The sequence below is a fragment of the Geobacillus sp. C56-T2 genome, assembly GCF_007829715.1.
GTDB lineage: Bacteria > Bacillota > Bacilli > Bacillales > Anoxybacillaceae > Geobacillus > Geobacillus icigianus.
Genome location: NZ_VJWB01000001.1, coordinates 1,193,577 through 1,210,468 on the forward strand (window position 1 = coordinate 1,193,577; position 16,892 = coordinate 1,210,468).

The following is a 16,892-nucleotide window of genomic DNA, read 5'->3' on the forward strand; positions in this document are numbered from 1 at the left end:
GGCGCGGCGGAAACAAAGAAGGTGGGTTATCGATATGGAAACGCTGTTTCTTTCACATCCGCATCAGCTCGAACGGCAAGCGCTCCCCCCTGCCGTGATGGCGCTCGGGTATTTTGACGGCATCCACCTCGGCCACCAAAAAGTGATCAAAACGGCGGTCGAGGCTGCGAAGGAGCGCGGGTACGAAAGCGCGGTGATGACGTTCCATCCCCATCCGTCCGTCGTGCTCGGCAAACAGCCTGAACTTCGCGCCATCACGCCGCTTGGCAAAAAAGAGCGGCTCATTGCATCACTTGGCATCGATCGGCTGTACGTGGTCGAATTTACGCCGACGTTTGCCGCCTTGGCGCCGGAGCAATTTGTCGACGAGTATTTGGACGGACTGCATGTCAAGCACGTGGTCGCCGGCTTTGACTTCACTTACGGGCGGTTCGGAAAAGGAACGATGGAGACGATGCCAATCCACGCCCGCGGCCGATTTGGGCAGACGGTCATTCCGAAACTCGTCGTCGACGGGGAAAAGGTAAGTTCCACCCGCGTGCGGAAGCTGCTGGAAAGCGGGGACGTGGATCAACTTCCCCGCCTGCTCGGCCGCTTTTATGATCTCGAGGGAACGGTCGTAGCCGGGGAGCAGCGCGGGCGGACGATCGGCTTCCCGACCGCGAACATCGCCTTAAACGGCGATTATATTTTGCCGGCAGTCGGCGTCTATGCCGTCAAGGTGACCGTCGATGGCAATGAGTATGAAGGGGTGGCGAACGTCGGATATAAACCGACGTTTCATGCGGCGCGCGAAGGGTTGCCGACGATCGAAGTGCATTTGTTCCATTTTTCCGGCGATCTTTATGGACAAACGCTCATCGTCGAATGGCACCGCCGGCTGCGGAGCGAACGGAAATTTGCCAGCGTTGACGAACTGGCCGCGCAAATCACCCGCGACAAGGAGGAGGCGGAGCAGTATTTCCGGCGCTTCAATGAAAAGACTTGCATTTTGCCGGAAAAAGAGGTATTCTAATCAGTGTATGTGAACCGTTGCTTGGCTAGGCGAGTCACCGACGCCCGCTCGGCAACCGGGGATTTCAAGCTAGGGAGGTGAACGAGGATGGCATTGACGCAAGAACGCAAACGCGAAATCATCGAGCAATTTAAAATCCACGAGAACGACACCGGTTCTCCGGAAGTGCAAATTGCGATTTTGACGGAGCAAATCAATACGTTGAACGAGCATTTGCGCGTCCATAAAAAAGACCATCATTCACGGCGCGGCCTGCTGAAAATGGTTGGGAAACGCCGCAATCTATTGACCTACTTGCGCAACAAAGATGTGACGCGCTACCGTGAATTGATTGAGAAACTTGGATTACGTCGATAAAAAAGCGGGAGCATTCCCGCTTTTTTGCTAGTTTGCAGGCGGGATTGACACGGCGATGATAACAATGACGCCGATTCGTCCATACTAATCATCAGCGGCATCCATCATTTCATTTGTACATAGAGAGGAGTACTCGTCTGTATGGAACAAGAGAAACGCGTGTTTTCCATCGAGGTGGCTGGGCGCCCGCTCATAATCGAGACCGGCGAACTGGCGAAACAGGCGAACGGCGCGGCGCTCGTCCGCTATGGCGACACGGTTGTGCTGAGCACGGCCACCGCATCGCGGGAAGCGAAAAGCGTCGACTTTTTCCCGCTGACCGTCAACTATGAGGAGCGGCTGTACGCCGTCGGGAAAATTCCCGGGGGGTTTATTAAGCGCGAAGGCCGGCCGAGCGAAAAAGCGATTTTGGTGAGCCGGTTGATCGACCGCCCGATTCGCCCGCTCTTTGCCGAAGGATTTCGCAATGAAGTGCAGGTCGTCTCCATGGTCATGAGCGTTGACCAAGACTGCGCGCCAGAAGTGGCTGCCTTAATCGGTTCCTCGCTGGCGCTGACGATTTCCGACATTCCGTTTGAAGGACCGATCGCCGGCGTGATCGTCGGCCGCGTCGACGGCCAGTTTGTCATCAACCCGACGGTCGAACAAATGGAAAAAAGCGATCTGCATCTCGTTGTCGCCGGCACGAAAGACGCGATCAACATGGTGGAAGCCGGCGCGGACGAAGTGCCGGAAGAAGTGATGCTCGAAGCGATTATGTTCGGCCATGAGGAAGTGAAGCGGCTCATCGCCTTCCAAGAGGAAATCGCCGCCCAAGTCGGCAAAGAGAAAATGGAAGTCGTCCTGTATGAGCCGGATCCAGCGTTGGAGGCGGAAATTCGCCAGCTTGCGGAAGCCGATATTAAAAAGGCGGTGCAAGTGCCGGAAAAATTGGCGCGCGATGCGGCCATTGAAGACGTGAAAGCGGGTGTCATCGCCAAATACGAGGCGGAAGAAGCGGATGAAGAGAAGTTGAAGCAAGTGCAGGAAATTTTGCACAAGCTCGTGAAAGAGGAAGTGCGCCGTCTGATCACGGTGGACAAAATTCGTCCGGACGGGCGCAAAGTCGATGAAATCCGCCCGCTCTCGTCGGCGGTCGGCGTCCTCCCGCGCACGCACGGCTCCGGTCTGTTTACGCGCGGGCAAACGCAAGTGTTAAGCGTCTGTACGCTTGGGGCGCTCGGCGATGTGCAAATTTTGGACGGGCTTGATTTGGAAGAATCGAAGCGGTTTATGCACCATTACAACTTCCCACCGTTTTCCGTTGGGGAAACGGGGCCGATGCGCGGGCCGGGGCGGCGTGAAATCGGACACGGGGCGCTTGGCGAGCGGGCGCTTGAGCCGGTCGTGCCGTCGGAGCGGGAGTTTCCGTATACGATCCGCCTCGTTTCCGAAGTGTTGGAGTCGAACGGCTCGACCTCGCAAGCGAGCATTTGCGCCAGCACGCTGGCGATGATGGACGCCGGGGTGCCGATTAAAGCGCCGGTCGCCGGCATCGCCATGGGATTGGTGAAAAACGGCGATCATTACACGATTTTGACCGACATCCAAGGCATTGAAGACCATCTTGGCGATATGGACTTTAAAGTCGCCGGCACGAGAAAAGGCGTCACCGCCCTGCAGATGGACATTAAAATTAAAGGACTGACGCGCGACATTTTGGAAGAAGCGCTCATGCAAGCGCGCAAAGGGCGGCTGGAGATTTTGGACCATATGATGCAGACGCTCAGCGAACCGCGCAAAGAGCTGTCCAAATATGCGCCGAAAATTTTGATCATGCACATCAATCCGGACAAAATCCGCGAGGTGATCGGACCAAGCGGCAAGCAGATCAACAAAATCATCGACGAGACCGGCGTCAAAATCGACATCGAACAAGACGGCACGATTTTCATCTCGTCGGTCGACGAAGCGGCCAACCAAAAAGCGAAGCAAATCATCGAAGACATCGTCCGCGAAGTCGAAGTCGGCCAAGTGTATTTAGGCAAAGTGAAGCGGATTGAAAAATTCGGCGCCTTTGTTGAACTGTTCAACGGCAAAGACGGGCTTGTCCACATTTCCGAACTGGCCGAAGAACGGGTCGGCAAAGTCGAAGACGTCGTTTCGATCGGCGATGAAATTTTAGTCAAAGTCACAGAAATCGATAAACAAGGACGCGTCAACCTGTCGCGCAAAGCGGTGTTGCGCGACGCCCGCGGCATCGGCCAGGCGCCGAAAGAGACGCGGGAAAAACGGGGAAGACGGCCGGAGCGCCACCGCATGAAGCCTTAGGAATTTGTTTCTTAAGGCTCTTTTGTTATGTTCTACACTGTCCCCCGCCCACATATTTTGTAGTAATGAAAAAGGAGGGGGACAAGGGTGAACAACGCATCCATCCGCTATATGGCGCTGGCGGTCATGTTGCTTGCCGCCTGGATGGCCGTGCATTGGCCGCCGGTCGGAAACTATGTCGAGAGCTGGCGTCCGGCGGACACAACGGCGATGAAAAAGGAGCGCGACAAGCTGTATGAAACGATCGTCAAGCAGGCGAAGCAGTACGAAATTCCCGCCCAAGATGCGGTCATTGATAAAGTGTGGAAGGCGACGCCCGGCTATAACGGTCTGGCCGTCGATATTGACGCTTCCTATCAAAACATGAAAAAAACAGGAACGTTCGATGAGCGCAAGCTTGTGTTCCGCCAAGTGCCGCCGCGCGTTCATTTGGACGATTTGCCGCCGGCGCCAATCTACCGCGGCCATCCCGACAAACCGATGGTGGCGCTGACGGTCAATGTCGCTTGGGGGGAAGAATACCTTCCTGACATGCTCGAGACGCTGAAAAAGCATCAGGTGAAGGCAACGTTCTTTTTGGAAGGGCAATGGGTAAAAAAACATCCGGAGATGGCAAAAATGATAGCAGATGCCGGCCATGAGATCGGCAACCATTCCTACAGCCATCCCGACTTGAAAACGTTGAGCAACGAACGCATTCGCCATGAGCTCCAAAAAGCGAACGAAGTGATCGAAGCGGCGACCGCGGTCCAATGCAAGTGGTTCGCTCCGCCAAGCGGCAGCTATCGCGACGAGGTCGTCGAGATCGCCTCGGAACTTGGCATGAAAACGATTCTATGGAGCGTCGATACAATTGATTGGCAAAAACCAGCCCCATCTGTTATAGTGAAACGGGTGGCATCGAACATCCATCCCGGCGCCATCGTGTTAATGCATCCGACGATGCCGACGGCGGCGGCGCTCGATGAGCTGATCGTCTCAATCAAACGCCAAGGTTACGCGTTAGGCAGCTTGACGGCCTTATTCGATGAGAAAAGACTGGCAAACAAACAGGAGGAACATGGAGTTGATTAACAAATATACGTGCAAAAACGGTGTGCGAATCGTGCTCGAGCAAATCCCGACGGTTCGATCGGTGGCCATCGGCGTATGGATTGGCACAGGATCGCGCAACGAAACAGAACAAAACAACGGGATCTCGCATTTTTTGGAGCACATGTTTTTTAAAGGAACAACCACGCGCACGGCGCGAGACATTGCCGAAGCGTTCGACAGCATCGGCGGGCAAGTGAACGCCTTTACCTCGAAGGAGTATACGTGTTACTACGCTAAAGTGTTGGATGAACATGCCCCGCTGGCGCTTGACATGCTCGCCGATATGTTTTTCCACTCAACGTTTGTGGAAGATGAGCTCCACAAAGAACGCAACGTTGTGCTCGAGGAGATCAAAATGTACGAAGACACGCCCGATGACATCGTCCACGATTTGCTCGGCAAGGCGTGTTACGCGAACCACCCGCTCGGCTATCCGATTTTAGGCACGGAAGAGACGCTGCGCACGTTTACCGGCGATACGCTGCGCCAGTATATGGCCGATTACTACACGCCGGATCGCGTTGTCGTTTCGGTGGCGGGCAACGTGGATGAGCGGTTTATCGACGAGATCGAGCGCTATTTCGGCTCGTTCACGGCAGCAAAGAGGCCGCCTTCTTCAGGGACGCCGTCGTTTGCGCCGCAAAAGATGGCGCGCAAAAAAGACGTCGAGCAGGCGCATGTGTGCATCGGGTTCAACGGGCTGCCGATCGGACATCCGGATGCCTACCCGCTCTTGATTTTGAACAATATTTTAGGCGGCAGCATGAGCAGCCGGCTGTTTCAGGAAGTGCGCGAACAGCGCGGATTGGCGTATTCGGTGTTCTCGTACCATTCCGCCTACCAAGACAGCGGATTGCTCGCCATTTACGCCGGCACCGGGAGCGAGCAGCTCGATGTTTTGTTTGCGACGATTCAAGAAACGATCCGGCAATTAAAAGAAGACGGCATTACCGAAAAAGAGCTGCATAACAGCAAAGAACAAATGAAGGGAAGTTTGATGCTCGGACTGGAAAGCACGAACAGCCGGATGAGCCGCAACGGCAAAAACGAACTGCTCCTTGGCCGCCATCGCTCGCTTGACGAAATCATTGAGGAGATTGAGAGCGTCACGGTGGAAAAAGTGAACGAGCTGGCGCGCACGGTGTTCACCGACGATTACGCGCTCGCCCTCATCAGCCCGGACGGCGTGCTGCCGCGTCCGCTTCGCTCATAAACGGGCGTAAAAAAGCTAACGACCTTTTCCTGAGGTGGTTAGCTTTTTTCTTTTTTGTCTCTTATTCTTCGGGAATGTCGATCATCACCATATCGGAGCCAATTTTGCGGATATAGTTCCACGGCACGCGAATTTCTTGATGGTCTTTCCGCAGCCCGAACCATTTTCCTGTCGGAATAAGGAGTGCCTCCACTTGCCCGGTTTGCTCGTTGATTTCCAAATCCGTTTGTCCGAGCACCCCGAGCCGCTCGGCCCTCCTGACATCCACGATTTCTTTGCCGCTTAGTTCGCTCAGCCTCACCGTTGGTTCCCTCCTTTTTGTCCCTTTATTCTATGTATAGAAACGGAACGGCAAAACATGACTGTTGCAGCCCGGCGCCGCGATGATGACGCCCATTTTTTCCCGCCGGGTCATTCACCCATGGTTTCCCCCCGACATAAGATGGGAAAAGAAATGAAGCAGTTTGCCAACAAAGAAGGTGAGCGTACAACATGATGCTGACAGGAATGCATGTCGCCATCATCGGCGGTGATGCGAGGCAGCTGGAAGTCATTCGCAAACTCGTGGAATTGGATGCCAAGTTATCGCTCGTTGGCTTTGACCAGCTGGCCCATCATTTTACCGGGGCCGTGAAGCTGCCGATTGACGAAGTCGATTTTCCTGATTTGGATGCTATTATTTTGCCGGTTCACGGCACGACGTTGGACGGAAAAGTAAACAGCGTGTTCGCCCAAGAACCGATTCCATTCACCGAAGAAATGGTGAAACGAACGGCCCAACGCTGCACCATTTACTCCGGCATCAGCAACTCGTATTTGGATGAGCTGGTGAGAAAGACCGAACGTAAGCACGTGCAGCTGTTTGAGCGCGATGATGTGGCCATCTACAACTCCATTCCGACCGCCGAAGGCACGGTGATGATGGTCATTCAGCACACCGATTTTACGATTCACGGCTCGCGCGTCGCCGTCTTAGGGCTCGGACGCGTCGGGATGACCGTTGCCCGGACGTTTGCCGCCCTAGGGGCGAAAGTGAAAGTCGGGGCGCGCCGGTCGGAGCATCTCGCCCGCATTACGGAAATGGGGCTCGTGCCGTTTCACCTAAACGATTTGGAAAAAGAAGTGCGCGATATTGACGTCTGCATCAACACGATTCCGCATTTGATTGTCACGGCGAGCGTGATCGCCAAAATGCCGGCCCATACGCTGATCATCGATTTGGCGTCCAAACCGGGCGGCACCGACTTTCGCTACGCCGAAAAACGCGGCGTGAAAGCCATTTTAGCGCCCGGGCTGCCCGGGATCGTCGCGCCGAAAACAGCCGGACAAATCATTGCCAACGTTTTGGCGCAGCTTTTGTATGAAGATTGGCAAAAACGGGAGGAGAACAAACGATGAGCGGAAACAGCCTGAAGGGAAAACGAATCGGCTTTGGCCTCACCGGGTCGCATTGCACGTATGATGCGGTGTTTCCCGAAATTGAAAAACTTGTCCATGAAGGGGCCGAAGTGTTGCCGATTGTTACGTACACCGTTAAGACGACCAACACCCGTTTCGGCGAAGGGGAGGAATGGGTGAAAAAACTCGAACAGTTGACGGGAAATGAAGTGATTGACACGATCGTCAAAGCGGAGCCGCTCGGGCCGAAAATTCCGCTCGACTGCATGGTGATCGCTCCGCTCACCGGCAACTCGATGAGCAAGCTGGCCAACGCCATGACCGATTCCCCGGTGCTCATGGCGGCCAAAGCGACGATGCGCAATCACCGCCCGGTCGTGCTCGGCATTTCCACAAACGATGCGCTCGGCTTAAACGGTGTCAACTTGATGCGGCTGATGGCGGCGAAAAACATTTACTTTATTCCGTTCGGCCAAGACGCCCCGCAGGCGAAGCCAAACTCGATGGTCGCCTACATGCCGCTGTTGCGCGACACGGTTCTCGCCGCGCTGGAAGGAAAACAGCTGCAGCCGGTGATCATTGAACGCTTCCGCTACAACTGAATCAAAAATCAAAGCGGCGCATAAAAATGTTCTCTCGTCCACAGCGGAATGTGATAAAATAAAGACTATGAATTCACTTCTTAGAGTGACGATGTGGAAGGAGAATGGTGGATGGCTCAAAAGCAATATCATGTCGCTGTCGTCGGAGCAACGGGGGCCGTCGGGCAGCAAATGGTGCGGACGCTTGAGGATCGGAACTTTCCGGTTGGAACATTGACTTTGTTGTCATCGGAGCGGTCGGCTGGCAAAAAAATGCGGTTCCGCGGCGAGGAAATTGAGGTGCAAGCGGCATCACCCGAGCGCTTTGAAGGGGTGGACATTGCCTTGTTCAGCGCCGGCGGGGCGGTATCGAAGGCATTGGCGCCGGAAGCGGTGCGGCGCGGGGCGGTCGTCATCGACAATACAAGCGCCTTTCGGATGGAGGAAGACGTGCCGCTTGTCGTCCCGGAAGTGAACGGAAGCGACTTGACGTGGCATAACGGCATTATCGCCAATCCGAACTGCTCGACGATCCAAATGGTCGTGGCGTTGGAGCCGATTCGGAAAGCGTTTGGCTTAGAGCGCGTGATCGTTTCAACGTACCAAGCCGTTTCCGGGGCCGGGGCGCAGGCGATCGAAGAGCTGCATGCGCAGACGAAAGCGGTGCTCGAAGGGAAGCCGGTCGAGGCGAACATTTTGCCAGTGAAATCGGACCGAAAGCATTACCCGATTGCGTTCAACGCCATACCGCAAATCGATAAGTTCCAAGACAACGGCTTTACATTTGAAGAAATGAAAATGATCAACGAAACGAAAAAAATTATGCACATGCCCGAGCTGAAAGTGGCGGCAACGTGCGTGCGCATTCCGGTGGCGAGCGGGCACTCGGAATCGGTGTACATCGAAGTCGAGCAAGACGGCGTCACCGTTGCCGACTTGCACGAGGTGCTTCGCGAGGCGCCGGGTGTCGTGCTTCAAGATGATCCGAGCGAACAGCTGTATCCGATGCCGGTCCATTGCGTCGGCCAGTATGATGTGTTTGTCGGCCGCATTCGCCGCGATTTGGATCATCCGCGCGGCTTCCACCTATGGATTGTCGCCGACAACTTGCTGAAAGGGGCGGCTTCGAACTCGGTGCAAATCGCGGAACATTTACGAAAGCTCGGGTTGATATAACGCCGTTTTTTCACGGCATCTCCCGCCTCAACGCGGCACGACGTCCGCCTGACACAAGGCGGACGCCCAAGGATGGGCCGGCGAATCGGATGGTTGACGGAGCCCCCGCCTTCCTCGCAGTGAAGGCCGGGAAAGTTTATCCAATCGTCGAGGTGTTACCATGAAAATCATCGTCCAAAAGTTCGGCGGCACGTCCGTCCGCGATGAACGCGGACGAAACATGGCGCGCCGCCACATTGAAAAGGCGCTTGAAGACGGCTACAAAGTCGTTGTCGTCGTATCGGCCATGGGCCGATACGGCGATCCGTACGCGACCGACACGCTTCTTAGCCTGATCGGCGGCTCCGAGCATCATGTGACAAAGCGCGAACAAGACTTGCTCATGGCGTGCGGAGAAATCATCTCCAGCGTCGTGTTCAGCAACTTGTTGAACGCCCACGGCATCAAAGCGGCGGCGTTCACGGGCGCGCAAGCCGGATTCCGCACGAATAGCGACTATACGAACGCCAAAATCGTCGAGATGCGCTGCGACCGCCTCCTTGAGGCGCTTGAACAGTACGATGTCGCCGTCGTGGCCGGCTTTCAAGGGATGGCGGAAAACGGCGATATCACAACGCTCGGCCGCGGCGGCAGCGACACATCGGCGGCGGCGCTCGGCGCGGCGCTAAACGCCGAGCGGGTCGATATTTTCACCGATGTCGACGGGGTCATGACCGCTGATCCGCGCATTGTCGAAAACGCCCGGCCGCTTGAGGTTGTCACCTATACGGAAATTTGCAACATGGCGTATCAAGGGGCGAAAGTTATTCACCCGCGCGCGGTCGAAATCGCTATGCAGGCGAAAGTGCCGCTGCGCATCCGCTCGACGTATTCGGATGCGCCGGGAACGCTTGTCACCTCCTCGATTCGTCCGCAAAAGGGGAGCGACGTGCGGGAGCGGCTAGTGACGGGCATCGCCCATGTCGCCAACGTCACGCAAATTAAAGTGCTGGCGAAAGAAGGGCATTATGAGTTGCAGTCGGACGTGTTTCAAGCGATGGCTCACGAAGGGATCAGCGTCGATTTTATCAATATTTCTCCATACGGCGTTGTCTACACGGTCAGCGGCGAGATGACGGACAAAGCGATTGCTGCTTTGCGCCGCATCGGTTATGAACCGGCCGTGACGCCGCGTTGCGCCAAAGTATCGGTTGTCGGCGCCGGCATCGCCGGCGTGCCCGGGGTGACGGCGAAAATCGTCACCGCCTTGTCAGAACAAGGCGTTCAAATTTTGCAATCGGCTGACAGCCATACGACCATTTGGGTGTTAGTGAAAGAGGAAGATATGGAAAAAGCGGTCAACGCTCTCCATGACGCCTTTTGCCTATCTGAGGCGGGGGGAGACGAAGCGATTTGGAGTGAGGAGTGAAAACCGTGATTCAGTTCGGAAACGTCGTAACGGCGATGGTCACGCCGTTTGACCGAAAAGGGAATCTTGATTTGCCGAAAACGACGGAGCTGGTCAACTATTTGCTCGACCATGGCACGGATGCGCTCGTCGTCGCCGGCACGACCGGCGAATCGCCAACATTGACGACCGAAGAAAAACTCGCGCTCTTTCGCCATGTCGTCGCCGTCGTCAACGGCCGCGTGCCGGTCATTGCCGGCACGGGGACGAACAATACGCGCGCTTCGATCGAGCTGACCAAGCGGGCGGAAGAGGCGGGCGTCGACGCCGTCATGCTCGTTTCGCCGTATTACAATAAACCGAACCAAGAAGGGTTGTACCAGCATTTCAAAGCGATTGCCGAAAGCACGTCGCTGCCGGTGATGCTCTATAACGTTCCGGGCCGCACAGCGGTCAGCCTCGCTCCGGAAACCGTCATCCGGCTGGCGGAAATCCCGAACATCGTTGCGGTCAAAGAGGCGAGCGGCAATTTGGACGCTATGGCTGAAATCATTGAACGGACCCCGGACGATTTTTTGCTTTATAGCGGCGATGACAGCTTGACGCTTCCGGTGCTCGCCATCGGGGGGGCCGGCGTCGTCTCGGTCGCTTCGCACATCATCGGCGACGAAATGCAGCGAATGATTCGCGCCTTCCAAGCTGGAGATCACCAGCAGGCGGCGGCGCTGCACCGAAGATGGCTGCCGCTCATGAAAGGGTTGTTTGCCGCTCCAAGCCCGGTGCCGGTGAAAACGGCGCTGCAGCTTTGTGGGCTGGATGTCGGCGCGGTTCGTCTTCCGCTCGTCCCGCTCACGGAACAGGAACGGAACGAGCTTCAGCGCCTGCTTTCTGCTCTGTCGTAACCGAGCGCCCTCAACGCCCGCCAAGGAGACGTTGAGGGCGCTTTTCGCTGGTGAGAAATCCAGCGGCTGGCGCATTAGCCATCTTGTGTTTCTCAACATCGATTCGTTATAATAAAAGCAAGTGACTTTGAGCGGGTTAGCATCATGATTGGGAGGACGCAGCCTTGAAATCAAAAATAAAGCCGGTAGAGAAAATACGCCTTTTTGCCCTCGGGGGAGTAGGGGAAATCGGCAAGAACATGTATGTCGTCGAATTGGACGAGGACATTTTTGTCATCGATGCCGGGGTGATGTTCCCAGAAGATGAAATGCTCGGCATCGACAAGGTGATCCCTGACATCACCTATTTGGTTGAACGGCAGCACCGCATTCAAGCGATTTTCCTCACCCATGGGCATGAGGAGCACATGGGAGCGATCGCCTACGTGCTCAAGCAGCTGTCCGTTCCGGTTTACGGAACGAAGCTGACGATCGGATTGGCAGAGGCGTTGCTGAAGGAACAAGGAGTGTCGGGCGCCAAGCTGAACGAAATCCACCCGGATGCCGAGCTCGTGTTTGACAAAGCCAAGGTCACCTTTTTCCGCACGATTCACAGCATTCCTGATTCGGTCGGCATCAGCTTGCAAACATCGCAAGGCGCGATCGTGTACACGAGCGATTTTAAGTTTGACCAGACACCATACGGCAACAGCCGCACCGATTTGGGCAAAATCGCGCAAATCGGCGAACAAGGGGTGCTCTGCTTGCTGTCGGACAGCACGAACGCCGAGCGTCCGGGCTACAGCGGTTCCGACACGGCCGTTGCCTATGAAATCGCCGACGTGATCGGCCATGCGCCAGGGCGGGTATTCGTGGCCTGCTACGCCTCAAACATTACCCGCATCCAACAGGTGCTTTATGCATCGCACGAGTCCGGGCGCAAAGTGGCGGTGATCGGCAAAACGCTGCACAAAGTGATGGACATCGCCGTGCGCCTTGGCTATTTGCACGTTCCAGACAAGGTGACGATCTCAGCCCACGATCTCGATCGTTACCATGACCGCGAGCTCGTCATTTTGACCACCGGGGGGCATGGTGAGCCGATGAGCGCGCTGTGGCGGATGGCGCGCCAAACGAACAAGCACGTGAACATCAAGGAAGGCGATACCGTCATCGTCGCCGCGTCCGTCATGCCGGGCTATGAACTCGGGTTTGCGAAAACGATTGACGCCTTGTACCGCGCCGGGGCGAACGTCATTTACCGCGATCGGCAAGTGCACGTATCGGGGCATGGCTGCCAAGAAGAATTAAAGCTGATGCTCAACTTCATGCGCCCGAAGTACTTCATCCCCGTCCACGGGGAATACCGGATGCAAAAGGCGCACGCTCGGCTGGCGAAAGCGGTCGGCATCTCGGAAGAGCGGACGTTTTTGATCGACAAAGGCGAAGTGATCGAGTTTCGCGGCGGCGTCGCCCGTCCCGGCGGCAAAGTGCCGTACGGCAACATTTTAATTGACGGGCTTGGCATCGGCGATGTCGGCAACATCGTCCTGCGCGATCGGCGCTTATTGTCGCAAGACGGCATTTTAATCGCCGTCGTCACGCTGAATAAAGAAGCGAAAACGATCGCGGCGGGACCGGAAATCATTTCGCGCGGATTCGTTTATATGCGCGAGTCGGAGACGTTGCTTGAGGAAGCGGAGAAGATGGTGGCTTCGATCATCGAGCGCTGCCTTGAATCCTACATGCTCGAATGGTCATCGCTGAAAGCCAACATCCGTGAAGCGCTCAGCCAATTTTTATTTGAAAAAACAAAGCGGAGGCCAATGATTTTACCGATTATTATGGAAGTATAATGCAATCATGCTCAAAGTCCACGGGAAAATGCTGGAAACGGTCGGCCGTTGCCGGCATTTTTCTTTTTTTTTCGGCCATACTAAACGTATGACCGACAAGAAAGGAGACGAAACAATGGAGAAGGAACGTTATTTCCAAGCGGAAGCCGAGGGCGAACAGCCGGAGACAAAGACCGAGGAAGCAACCGCCGCCATCACCCAACTCGGGCAGACGAACGTTCCGCAAATGGAGCCGGATACGAACATTCATTGCTTGACGATCGTCGGCCAAATTGAAGGCCATATTCAGCTGCCGCCGCAAAACAAAGCGACGAAATACGAGCACGTCATTCCGCAGATCGTCGCCATTGAGCAAAATCCGAAAATCGAAGGGCTGCTTGTCATTTTGAACACCGTTGGCGGCGATGTCGAAGCCGGGCTCGCCATCGCCGAAATGCTTGCATCGCTGTCGAAACCGACCGTTTCCATCGTGCTTGGCGGCGGCCATTCGATCGGCGTGCCGATCGCCGTTTCGTGCAACTATTCATTCATCACCGAGACGGCGACGATGACGATCCACCCGATCCGTCTGACCGGGCTTGTGATCGGCGTGCCGCAGACGTTTGAGTATTTGGATAAAATGCAGGAGCGCGTCGTCCGCTTCGTGACGAAACATTCGAAGATCAGTGAGGAAAAGTTTAAAGAGCTCATGTTTTCCAAAGGCAATTTGACGCGCGACATCGGCACGAACGTCGTCGGACCTGACGCCGTCCGGTACGGGCTGATCGACGAGGTGGGCGGCGTGTCGCAAGCGATGGCGAAGCTGCGCCAGCTGATTGAGATGAAAAAAAGCGGCGAAGGGAAGATCGTTCAATGATTTTGTATACGATGATGCCCGAGCATTTAGTGTTCCCCACCGACAGGGCGGCGTACGAAAAGCAGAAATTGGTGTATTATGACGGCATCCCGTTTCTTGTGCAAGCCACGGAAACCGGCGAGTATGAAATCGTGCAAAATTTAAGCACCAACCCTTACCACTTTTTAGAGGCGAAATACGCTCCGGGGGCCCGGTTTCCCGCTTCAGCGGCAACATCGTAATGAATTGTTTCGCCATTCATGGTATAATAGTAGACAAACAGAAAAAGCAGCCATTGTTGGCTGCTTTTTTCCGGCTTTTCCACTGAAAAGATGTTGGAGTGAACGAAACATGGCGAAACGAAAGCGACGAAAAAAAGGAAAACGGCCAAAAGGGCAGTCATGGGTGGAAACCGTTCGCTTTGAATTGATCGGCCTTAGCTTGCTTGCCGTGGCCGTGGTGGCGATAGCCCGCCTTGGGCTCGTTGGGGAAACGCTCGTGCTCATCAGCCGCTTTTTTTTCGGCGAATGGTACATGCTATTGTTGATCGGCCTTTTGGCGTTATCAGCGGCGCTCATCTGGCAGCGGCAGTGGCCGTCATGGACGAGCCGCCCGTTTGTCGGCGTGGCGGTCATCGCGGCGGCGCTCCTGCTTTTAAGCCATGACAGGCTGTTTGCGCTGATGTCGCGCCGCGGACAGTGGGATCCGAGCGTCATGCGGACGACGTGGGCTTTGTTTTGGAATGAAGCGAGCGGCAAGACGGCCGATGTCGATTTAGGCGGGGGGATGGTAGGCGCTCTGCTGTTTGCCGCCAGCTATCAGTTGTTCGATTCAGCTGGAACGAAGTGGATTTGTTTCCTCTTGTTTCTCATCGGCTTGATCATCCTCACCGGAAAGCCGCTGCGTGACACAGCCGGCCGATGGATCGGGCTTGCCGCATCGGTTGTTCGTCAAGAATGGCGGGCGTTTCTTGAGGATGTGAAGCAATGGCGGGCGGGAAGGAAGGGCAAAGCGAACCGCAGCCAAAGCCGGCGGACGCGGCGCGCGGCTCGGCCTGAGGAGGAGCCGGCGGACGCGGCGGAGCTGGAAGAGGAAATGCTGTCTCCGCCCCCGATCATCTCCGATTTTGCCGCTGTCCGTTCGGCGGCTGAGCCGGAAGAGGAGAGTGAACGGGCGGAAGATGATGGGGACGATGGGAAGCCGACGCCGCCGTTGGCCTTTTCCGCCCATGAAAATACGAACTACGACTTGCCGCCGCTCGATTTGCTCCGCTTGCCGAAACCGGCCGGGCAGTCGGCCGACCATGCCAACATTTACGCCAACGCCCGCAAACTGGAAAAAACGTTCCAAAGCTTTGGCGTCAAGGCGAAAGTGACGCAAGTGCATCTCGGTCCGGCGGTGACAAAGTACGAAGTGTATCCGGACGTCGGGGTGAAAGTGAGCAAAATCGTCAGCTTAAGCGACGATTTGGCGCTCGCGTTGGCGGCGAAAGACATCCGCATCGAAGCGCCGATTCCCGGCAAATCGGCGATCGGCATTGAAGTGCCGAACGAAGAAATCGCGACCGTCTCGCTGCGCGAGGTGCTGGAAGCCGTTGAACATACAAAGGCGGAAGCGAAGCTTTTAATTCCGCTTGGCCGCGACATCTCCGGAGAAGTCGTGGCGGCGGAACTAAACAAAATGCCGCATTTATTAATCGCCGGCGCGACCGGCAGCGGCAAGAGCGTCTGCATCAACGGCATCATCGTCAGCCTGCTCATGCGCACGAAGCCGCATGAAGTCAAGCTGATGATGATCGACCCGAAAATGGTCGAGCTGAGCGTGTATAACGGCATTCCTCATTTGCTGACGCCGGTCGTCACCGATGCGAAAAAAGCGGCCCAAGCGCTGAAAAAAGTCGTCCAAGAAATGGAGCGCCGCTACGAGCTGTTCTCCCACACCGGCACGCGCAACATTGAAGGGTATAACGAACAGATCCGCCAGCAGAACGAAACGGTGCCGGAACAGCAGCCGCTCTTGCCGTACATCGTCGTGATCATCGACGAGCTAGCGGATTTAATGATGGTGGCGTCATCGGATGTTGAGGAAGCCATCACCCGCTTGGCGCAAATGGCACGGGCGGCCGGCATCCATTTGATTATCGCCACCCAGCGTCCATCGGTTGATGTCATCACCGGCGTCATTAAGGCGAACATCCCGTCGCGCATCGCCTTTAGCGTCTCGTCGCAAATCGATTCGCGCACGATTTTGGACATGGGCGGAGCGGAAAAGCTGCTCGGGCGCGGCGACATGCTGTTTTTGCCGATGGGAGCTTCCAAGCCGGTGCGCGTGCAAGGGGCGTTCGTTTCCGATCAAGAAGTCGAAGACGTTGTTCAGTACGTCATCGGGCAGCAGCGAGCGCAATACTATGAAGAAATGATGGTCGAGGACGGCGAGCCATCGGCCGGCGACCTTGATGACGACTTGTACGACGAGGCCGTCCGCTTGGTGGTCGAAATGCAGAGCGCGTCCGTTTCGATGCTGCAGCGCCGCTTCCGCATCGGCTACAACCGCGCCGCCCGCTTGATCGACGCCATGGAAGAGCGCGGCGTCGTCGGGCCGTATGAAGGAAGCAAACCGCGCGCGGTGCTGTGGTCGAAAGAGGACATCAAAAAGACATCCTAAACCGAATAAGGCGGGCAAAAATCAGCGCCGCCCGCCTTATGATGCATCTTATTGGAAGCGTTATCAAACCTATTTCTTTTTCTTCGACAAAATTTGATATCGCCTATTTATTTGCCCGAGAAAA

The 16,892-nt window shown here is 55.8% G+C and carries 15 protein-coding genes; 14 read left to right on the plus strand and 1 reads right to left on the minus strand.

The annotated features are described in order from the left end of the window. Nucleotides 1-34: 34 nt before the first annotated feature. The 5 genes from ribF (at nt 35) to GC56T2_RS06140 (ending at nt 5,990) form a co-directional block, all read left to right on the plus strand. Nucleotides 35-1,015 (plus strand): bifunctional riboflavin kinase/FAD synthetase, encoded by a 981-nt coding sequence (gene ribF / locus GC56T2_RS06120; RefSeq protein ID WP_172706091.1) that lies wholly within the window; start codon nt 35-37, stop codon nt 1,013-1,015. An 87-nt stretch (nt 1,016-1,102) separates the two neighbouring features. Then, entirely contained in the window at nt 1,103-1,372 is a 270-nt protein-coding gene (gene rpsO / locus GC56T2_RS06125) for a 30S ribosomal protein S15 (protein ID WP_033023106.1), read from the plus strand. Nucleotides 1,373-1,513: 141 nt separating this feature from the next. Further along, complete coding sequence (pnp, locus tag GC56T2_RS06130; RefSeq protein ID WP_144973794.1) at nt 1,514-3,682, plus strand: polyribonucleotide nucleotidyltransferase; 2,169 nt, start codon at nt 1,514-1,516, stop codon at nt 3,680-3,682. 87 nt (nt 3,683-3,769) lie between these two features. Then, nucleotides 3,770-4,756, plus strand: a complete 987-nt coding sequence (locus GC56T2_RS06135) for a polysaccharide deacetylase family protein (protein ID WP_144973796.1) — start codon at nt 3,770-3,772, stop codon at nt 4,754-4,756. Beyond that, nucleotides 4,743-5,990 carry a M16 family metallopeptidase gene (locus GC56T2_RS06140; protein ID WP_144973798.1) on the plus strand — a complete coding sequence of 416 codons (1,248 nt, stop codon included), beginning with the start codon at nt 4,743-4,745 and terminating at the stop codon, nt 5,988-5,990. Before GC56T2_RS06135 ends, GC56T2_RS06140 begins: the two co-directional genes overlap by 14 nt. A gap of 61 nt (nt 5,991-6,051) precedes the next feature. On the opposite strand, the gene GC56T2_RS06145 is transcribed toward GC56T2_RS06140, so the two are convergent. Beyond that, complete coding sequence (locus GC56T2_RS06145; protein ID WP_033023112.1) at nt 6,052-6,291, minus strand: YlmC/YmxH family sporulation protein; 240 nt, start codon at nt 6,289-6,291, stop codon at nt 6,052-6,054. A gap of 191 nt (nt 6,292-6,482) precedes the next feature. On the opposite strand from GC56T2_RS06145, the gene dpaA reads away from it, so the two are divergent. The 9 genes from dpaA to GC56T2_RS06190 all read left to right on the plus strand — a co-directional run bounded on the left by dpaA (nt 6,483) and on the right by GC56T2_RS06190 (nt 16,768). Continuing rightward, a complete protein-coding gene (dpaA, locus tag GC56T2_RS06150; RefSeq protein ID WP_144973800.1) occupies nt 6,483-7,388 on the plus strand; it encodes a dipicolinic acid synthetase subunit A in 906 nt (301 codons plus the stop codon). Beyond that, nucleotides 7,385-7,990 carry a dipicolinate synthase subunit B gene (locus GC56T2_RS06155; RefSeq protein ID WP_144973802.1) on the plus strand — a complete coding sequence of 202 codons (606 nt, stop codon included), beginning with the start codon at nt 7,385-7,387 and terminating at the stop codon, nt 7,988-7,990. The genes dpaA and GC56T2_RS06155 overlap by 4 nt, the downstream gene beginning before the upstream one ends. A gap of 111 nt (nt 7,991-8,101) precedes the next feature. Continuing rightward, nucleotides 8,102-9,145 carry an aspartate-semialdehyde dehydrogenase gene (asd, locus tag GC56T2_RS06160; RefSeq protein ID WP_144973804.1) on the plus strand — a complete coding sequence of 348 codons (1,044 nt, stop codon included), beginning with the start codon at nt 8,102-8,104 and terminating at the stop codon, nt 9,143-9,145. 160 nt (nt 9,146-9,305) lie between these two features. Continuing rightward, nucleotides 9,306-10,553: an aspartate kinase gene (dapG, locus tag GC56T2_RS06165; RefSeq protein WP_144973806.1), complete on the plus strand. Its 1,248-nt coding sequence runs from the start codon at nt 9,306-9,308 to the stop codon at nt 10,551-10,553. A gap of 5 nt (nt 10,554-10,558) precedes the next feature. Next, nucleotides 10,559-11,434: a 4-hydroxy-tetrahydrodipicolinate synthase gene (gene dapA / locus GC56T2_RS06170; protein WP_144973808.1), complete on the plus strand. Its 876-nt coding sequence runs from the start codon at nt 10,559-10,561 to the stop codon at nt 11,432-11,434. A 164-nt stretch (nt 11,435-11,598) separates the two neighbouring features. Continuing rightward, on the plus strand, nt 11,599-13,269 hold the full coding sequence (locus tag GC56T2_RS06175; protein WP_144973810.1) for a ribonuclease J: 1,671 nt from the start codon (nt 11,599-11,601) through the stop codon (nt 13,267-13,269). Between the two features lie 115 nt (nt 13,270-13,384). After that, nucleotides 13,385-14,125 carry a ClpP family protease gene (locus GC56T2_RS06180; RefSeq protein WP_144973812.1) on the plus strand — a complete coding sequence of 247 codons (741 nt, stop codon included), beginning with the start codon at nt 13,385-13,387 and terminating at the stop codon, nt 14,123-14,125. Further along, nucleotides 14,122-14,346 (plus strand): YlzJ-like family protein, encoded by a 225-nt coding sequence (locus tag GC56T2_RS06185; RefSeq protein WP_033843542.1) that lies wholly within the window; start codon nt 14,122-14,124, stop codon nt 14,344-14,346. Before GC56T2_RS06180 ends, GC56T2_RS06185 begins: the two co-directional genes overlap by 4 nt. A gap of 109 nt (nt 14,347-14,455) precedes the next feature. Further along, on the plus strand, nt 14,456-16,768 hold the full coding sequence (locus GC56T2_RS06190; RefSeq protein ID WP_144973814.1) for a DNA translocase FtsK: 2,313 nt from the start codon (nt 14,456-14,458) through the stop codon (nt 16,766-16,768). Nucleotides 16,769-16,892 lie beyond the last annotated feature (124 nt).

Excerpts from the sequence above, each read along its gene's own strand:
- dapG (WP_144973806.1), top strand. The coding sequence starts at position 9,306 with ATGAAAATCATCGTCCAAAAGTTCGGCGGCACGTCCGTCCGCGATGAA.
- GC56T2_RS06190 (WP_144973814.1), top strand. The coding sequence starts at position 14,456 with ATGGCGAAACGAAAGCGACGAAAAAAAGGAAAACGGCCAAAAGGGCAG.
- ribF (WP_172706091.1), top strand. The coding sequence starts at position 35 with ATGGAAACGCTGTTTCTTTCACATCCGCATCAGCTCGAACGGCAAGCG.
- GC56T2_RS06180 (WP_144973812.1), top strand. The coding sequence starts at position 13,385 with ATGGAGAAGGAACGTTATTTCCAAGCGGAAGCCGAGGGCGAACAGCCG.
- asd (WP_144973804.1), top strand. The coding sequence starts at position 8,102 with ATGGCTCAAAAGCAATATCATGTCGCTGTCGTCGGAGCAACGGGGGCC.
- GC56T2_RS06140 (WP_144973798.1), top strand. The coding sequence starts at position 4,743 with ATGGAGTTGATTAACAAATATACGTGCAAAAACGGTGTGCGAATCGTG.
- GC56T2_RS06155 (WP_144973802.1), top strand. The coding sequence starts at position 7,385 with ATGAGCGGAAACAGCCTGAAGGGAAAACGAATCGGCTTTGGCCTCACC.
- GC56T2_RS06185 (WP_033843542.1), top strand. The coding sequence starts at position 14,122 with ATGATTTTGTATACGATGATGCCCGAGCATTTAGTGTTCCCCACCGAC.
- dpaA (WP_144973800.1), top strand. The coding sequence starts at position 6,483 with ATGATGCTGACAGGAATGCATGTCGCCATCATCGGCGGTGATGCGAGG.
- pnp (WP_144973794.1), top strand. The coding sequence starts at position 1,514 with ATGGAACAAGAGAAACGCGTGTTTTCCATCGAGGTGGCTGGGCGCCCG.
- rpsO (WP_033023106.1), top strand. The coding sequence starts at position 1,103 with ATGGCATTGACGCAAGAACGCAAACGCGAAATCATCGAGCAATTTAAA.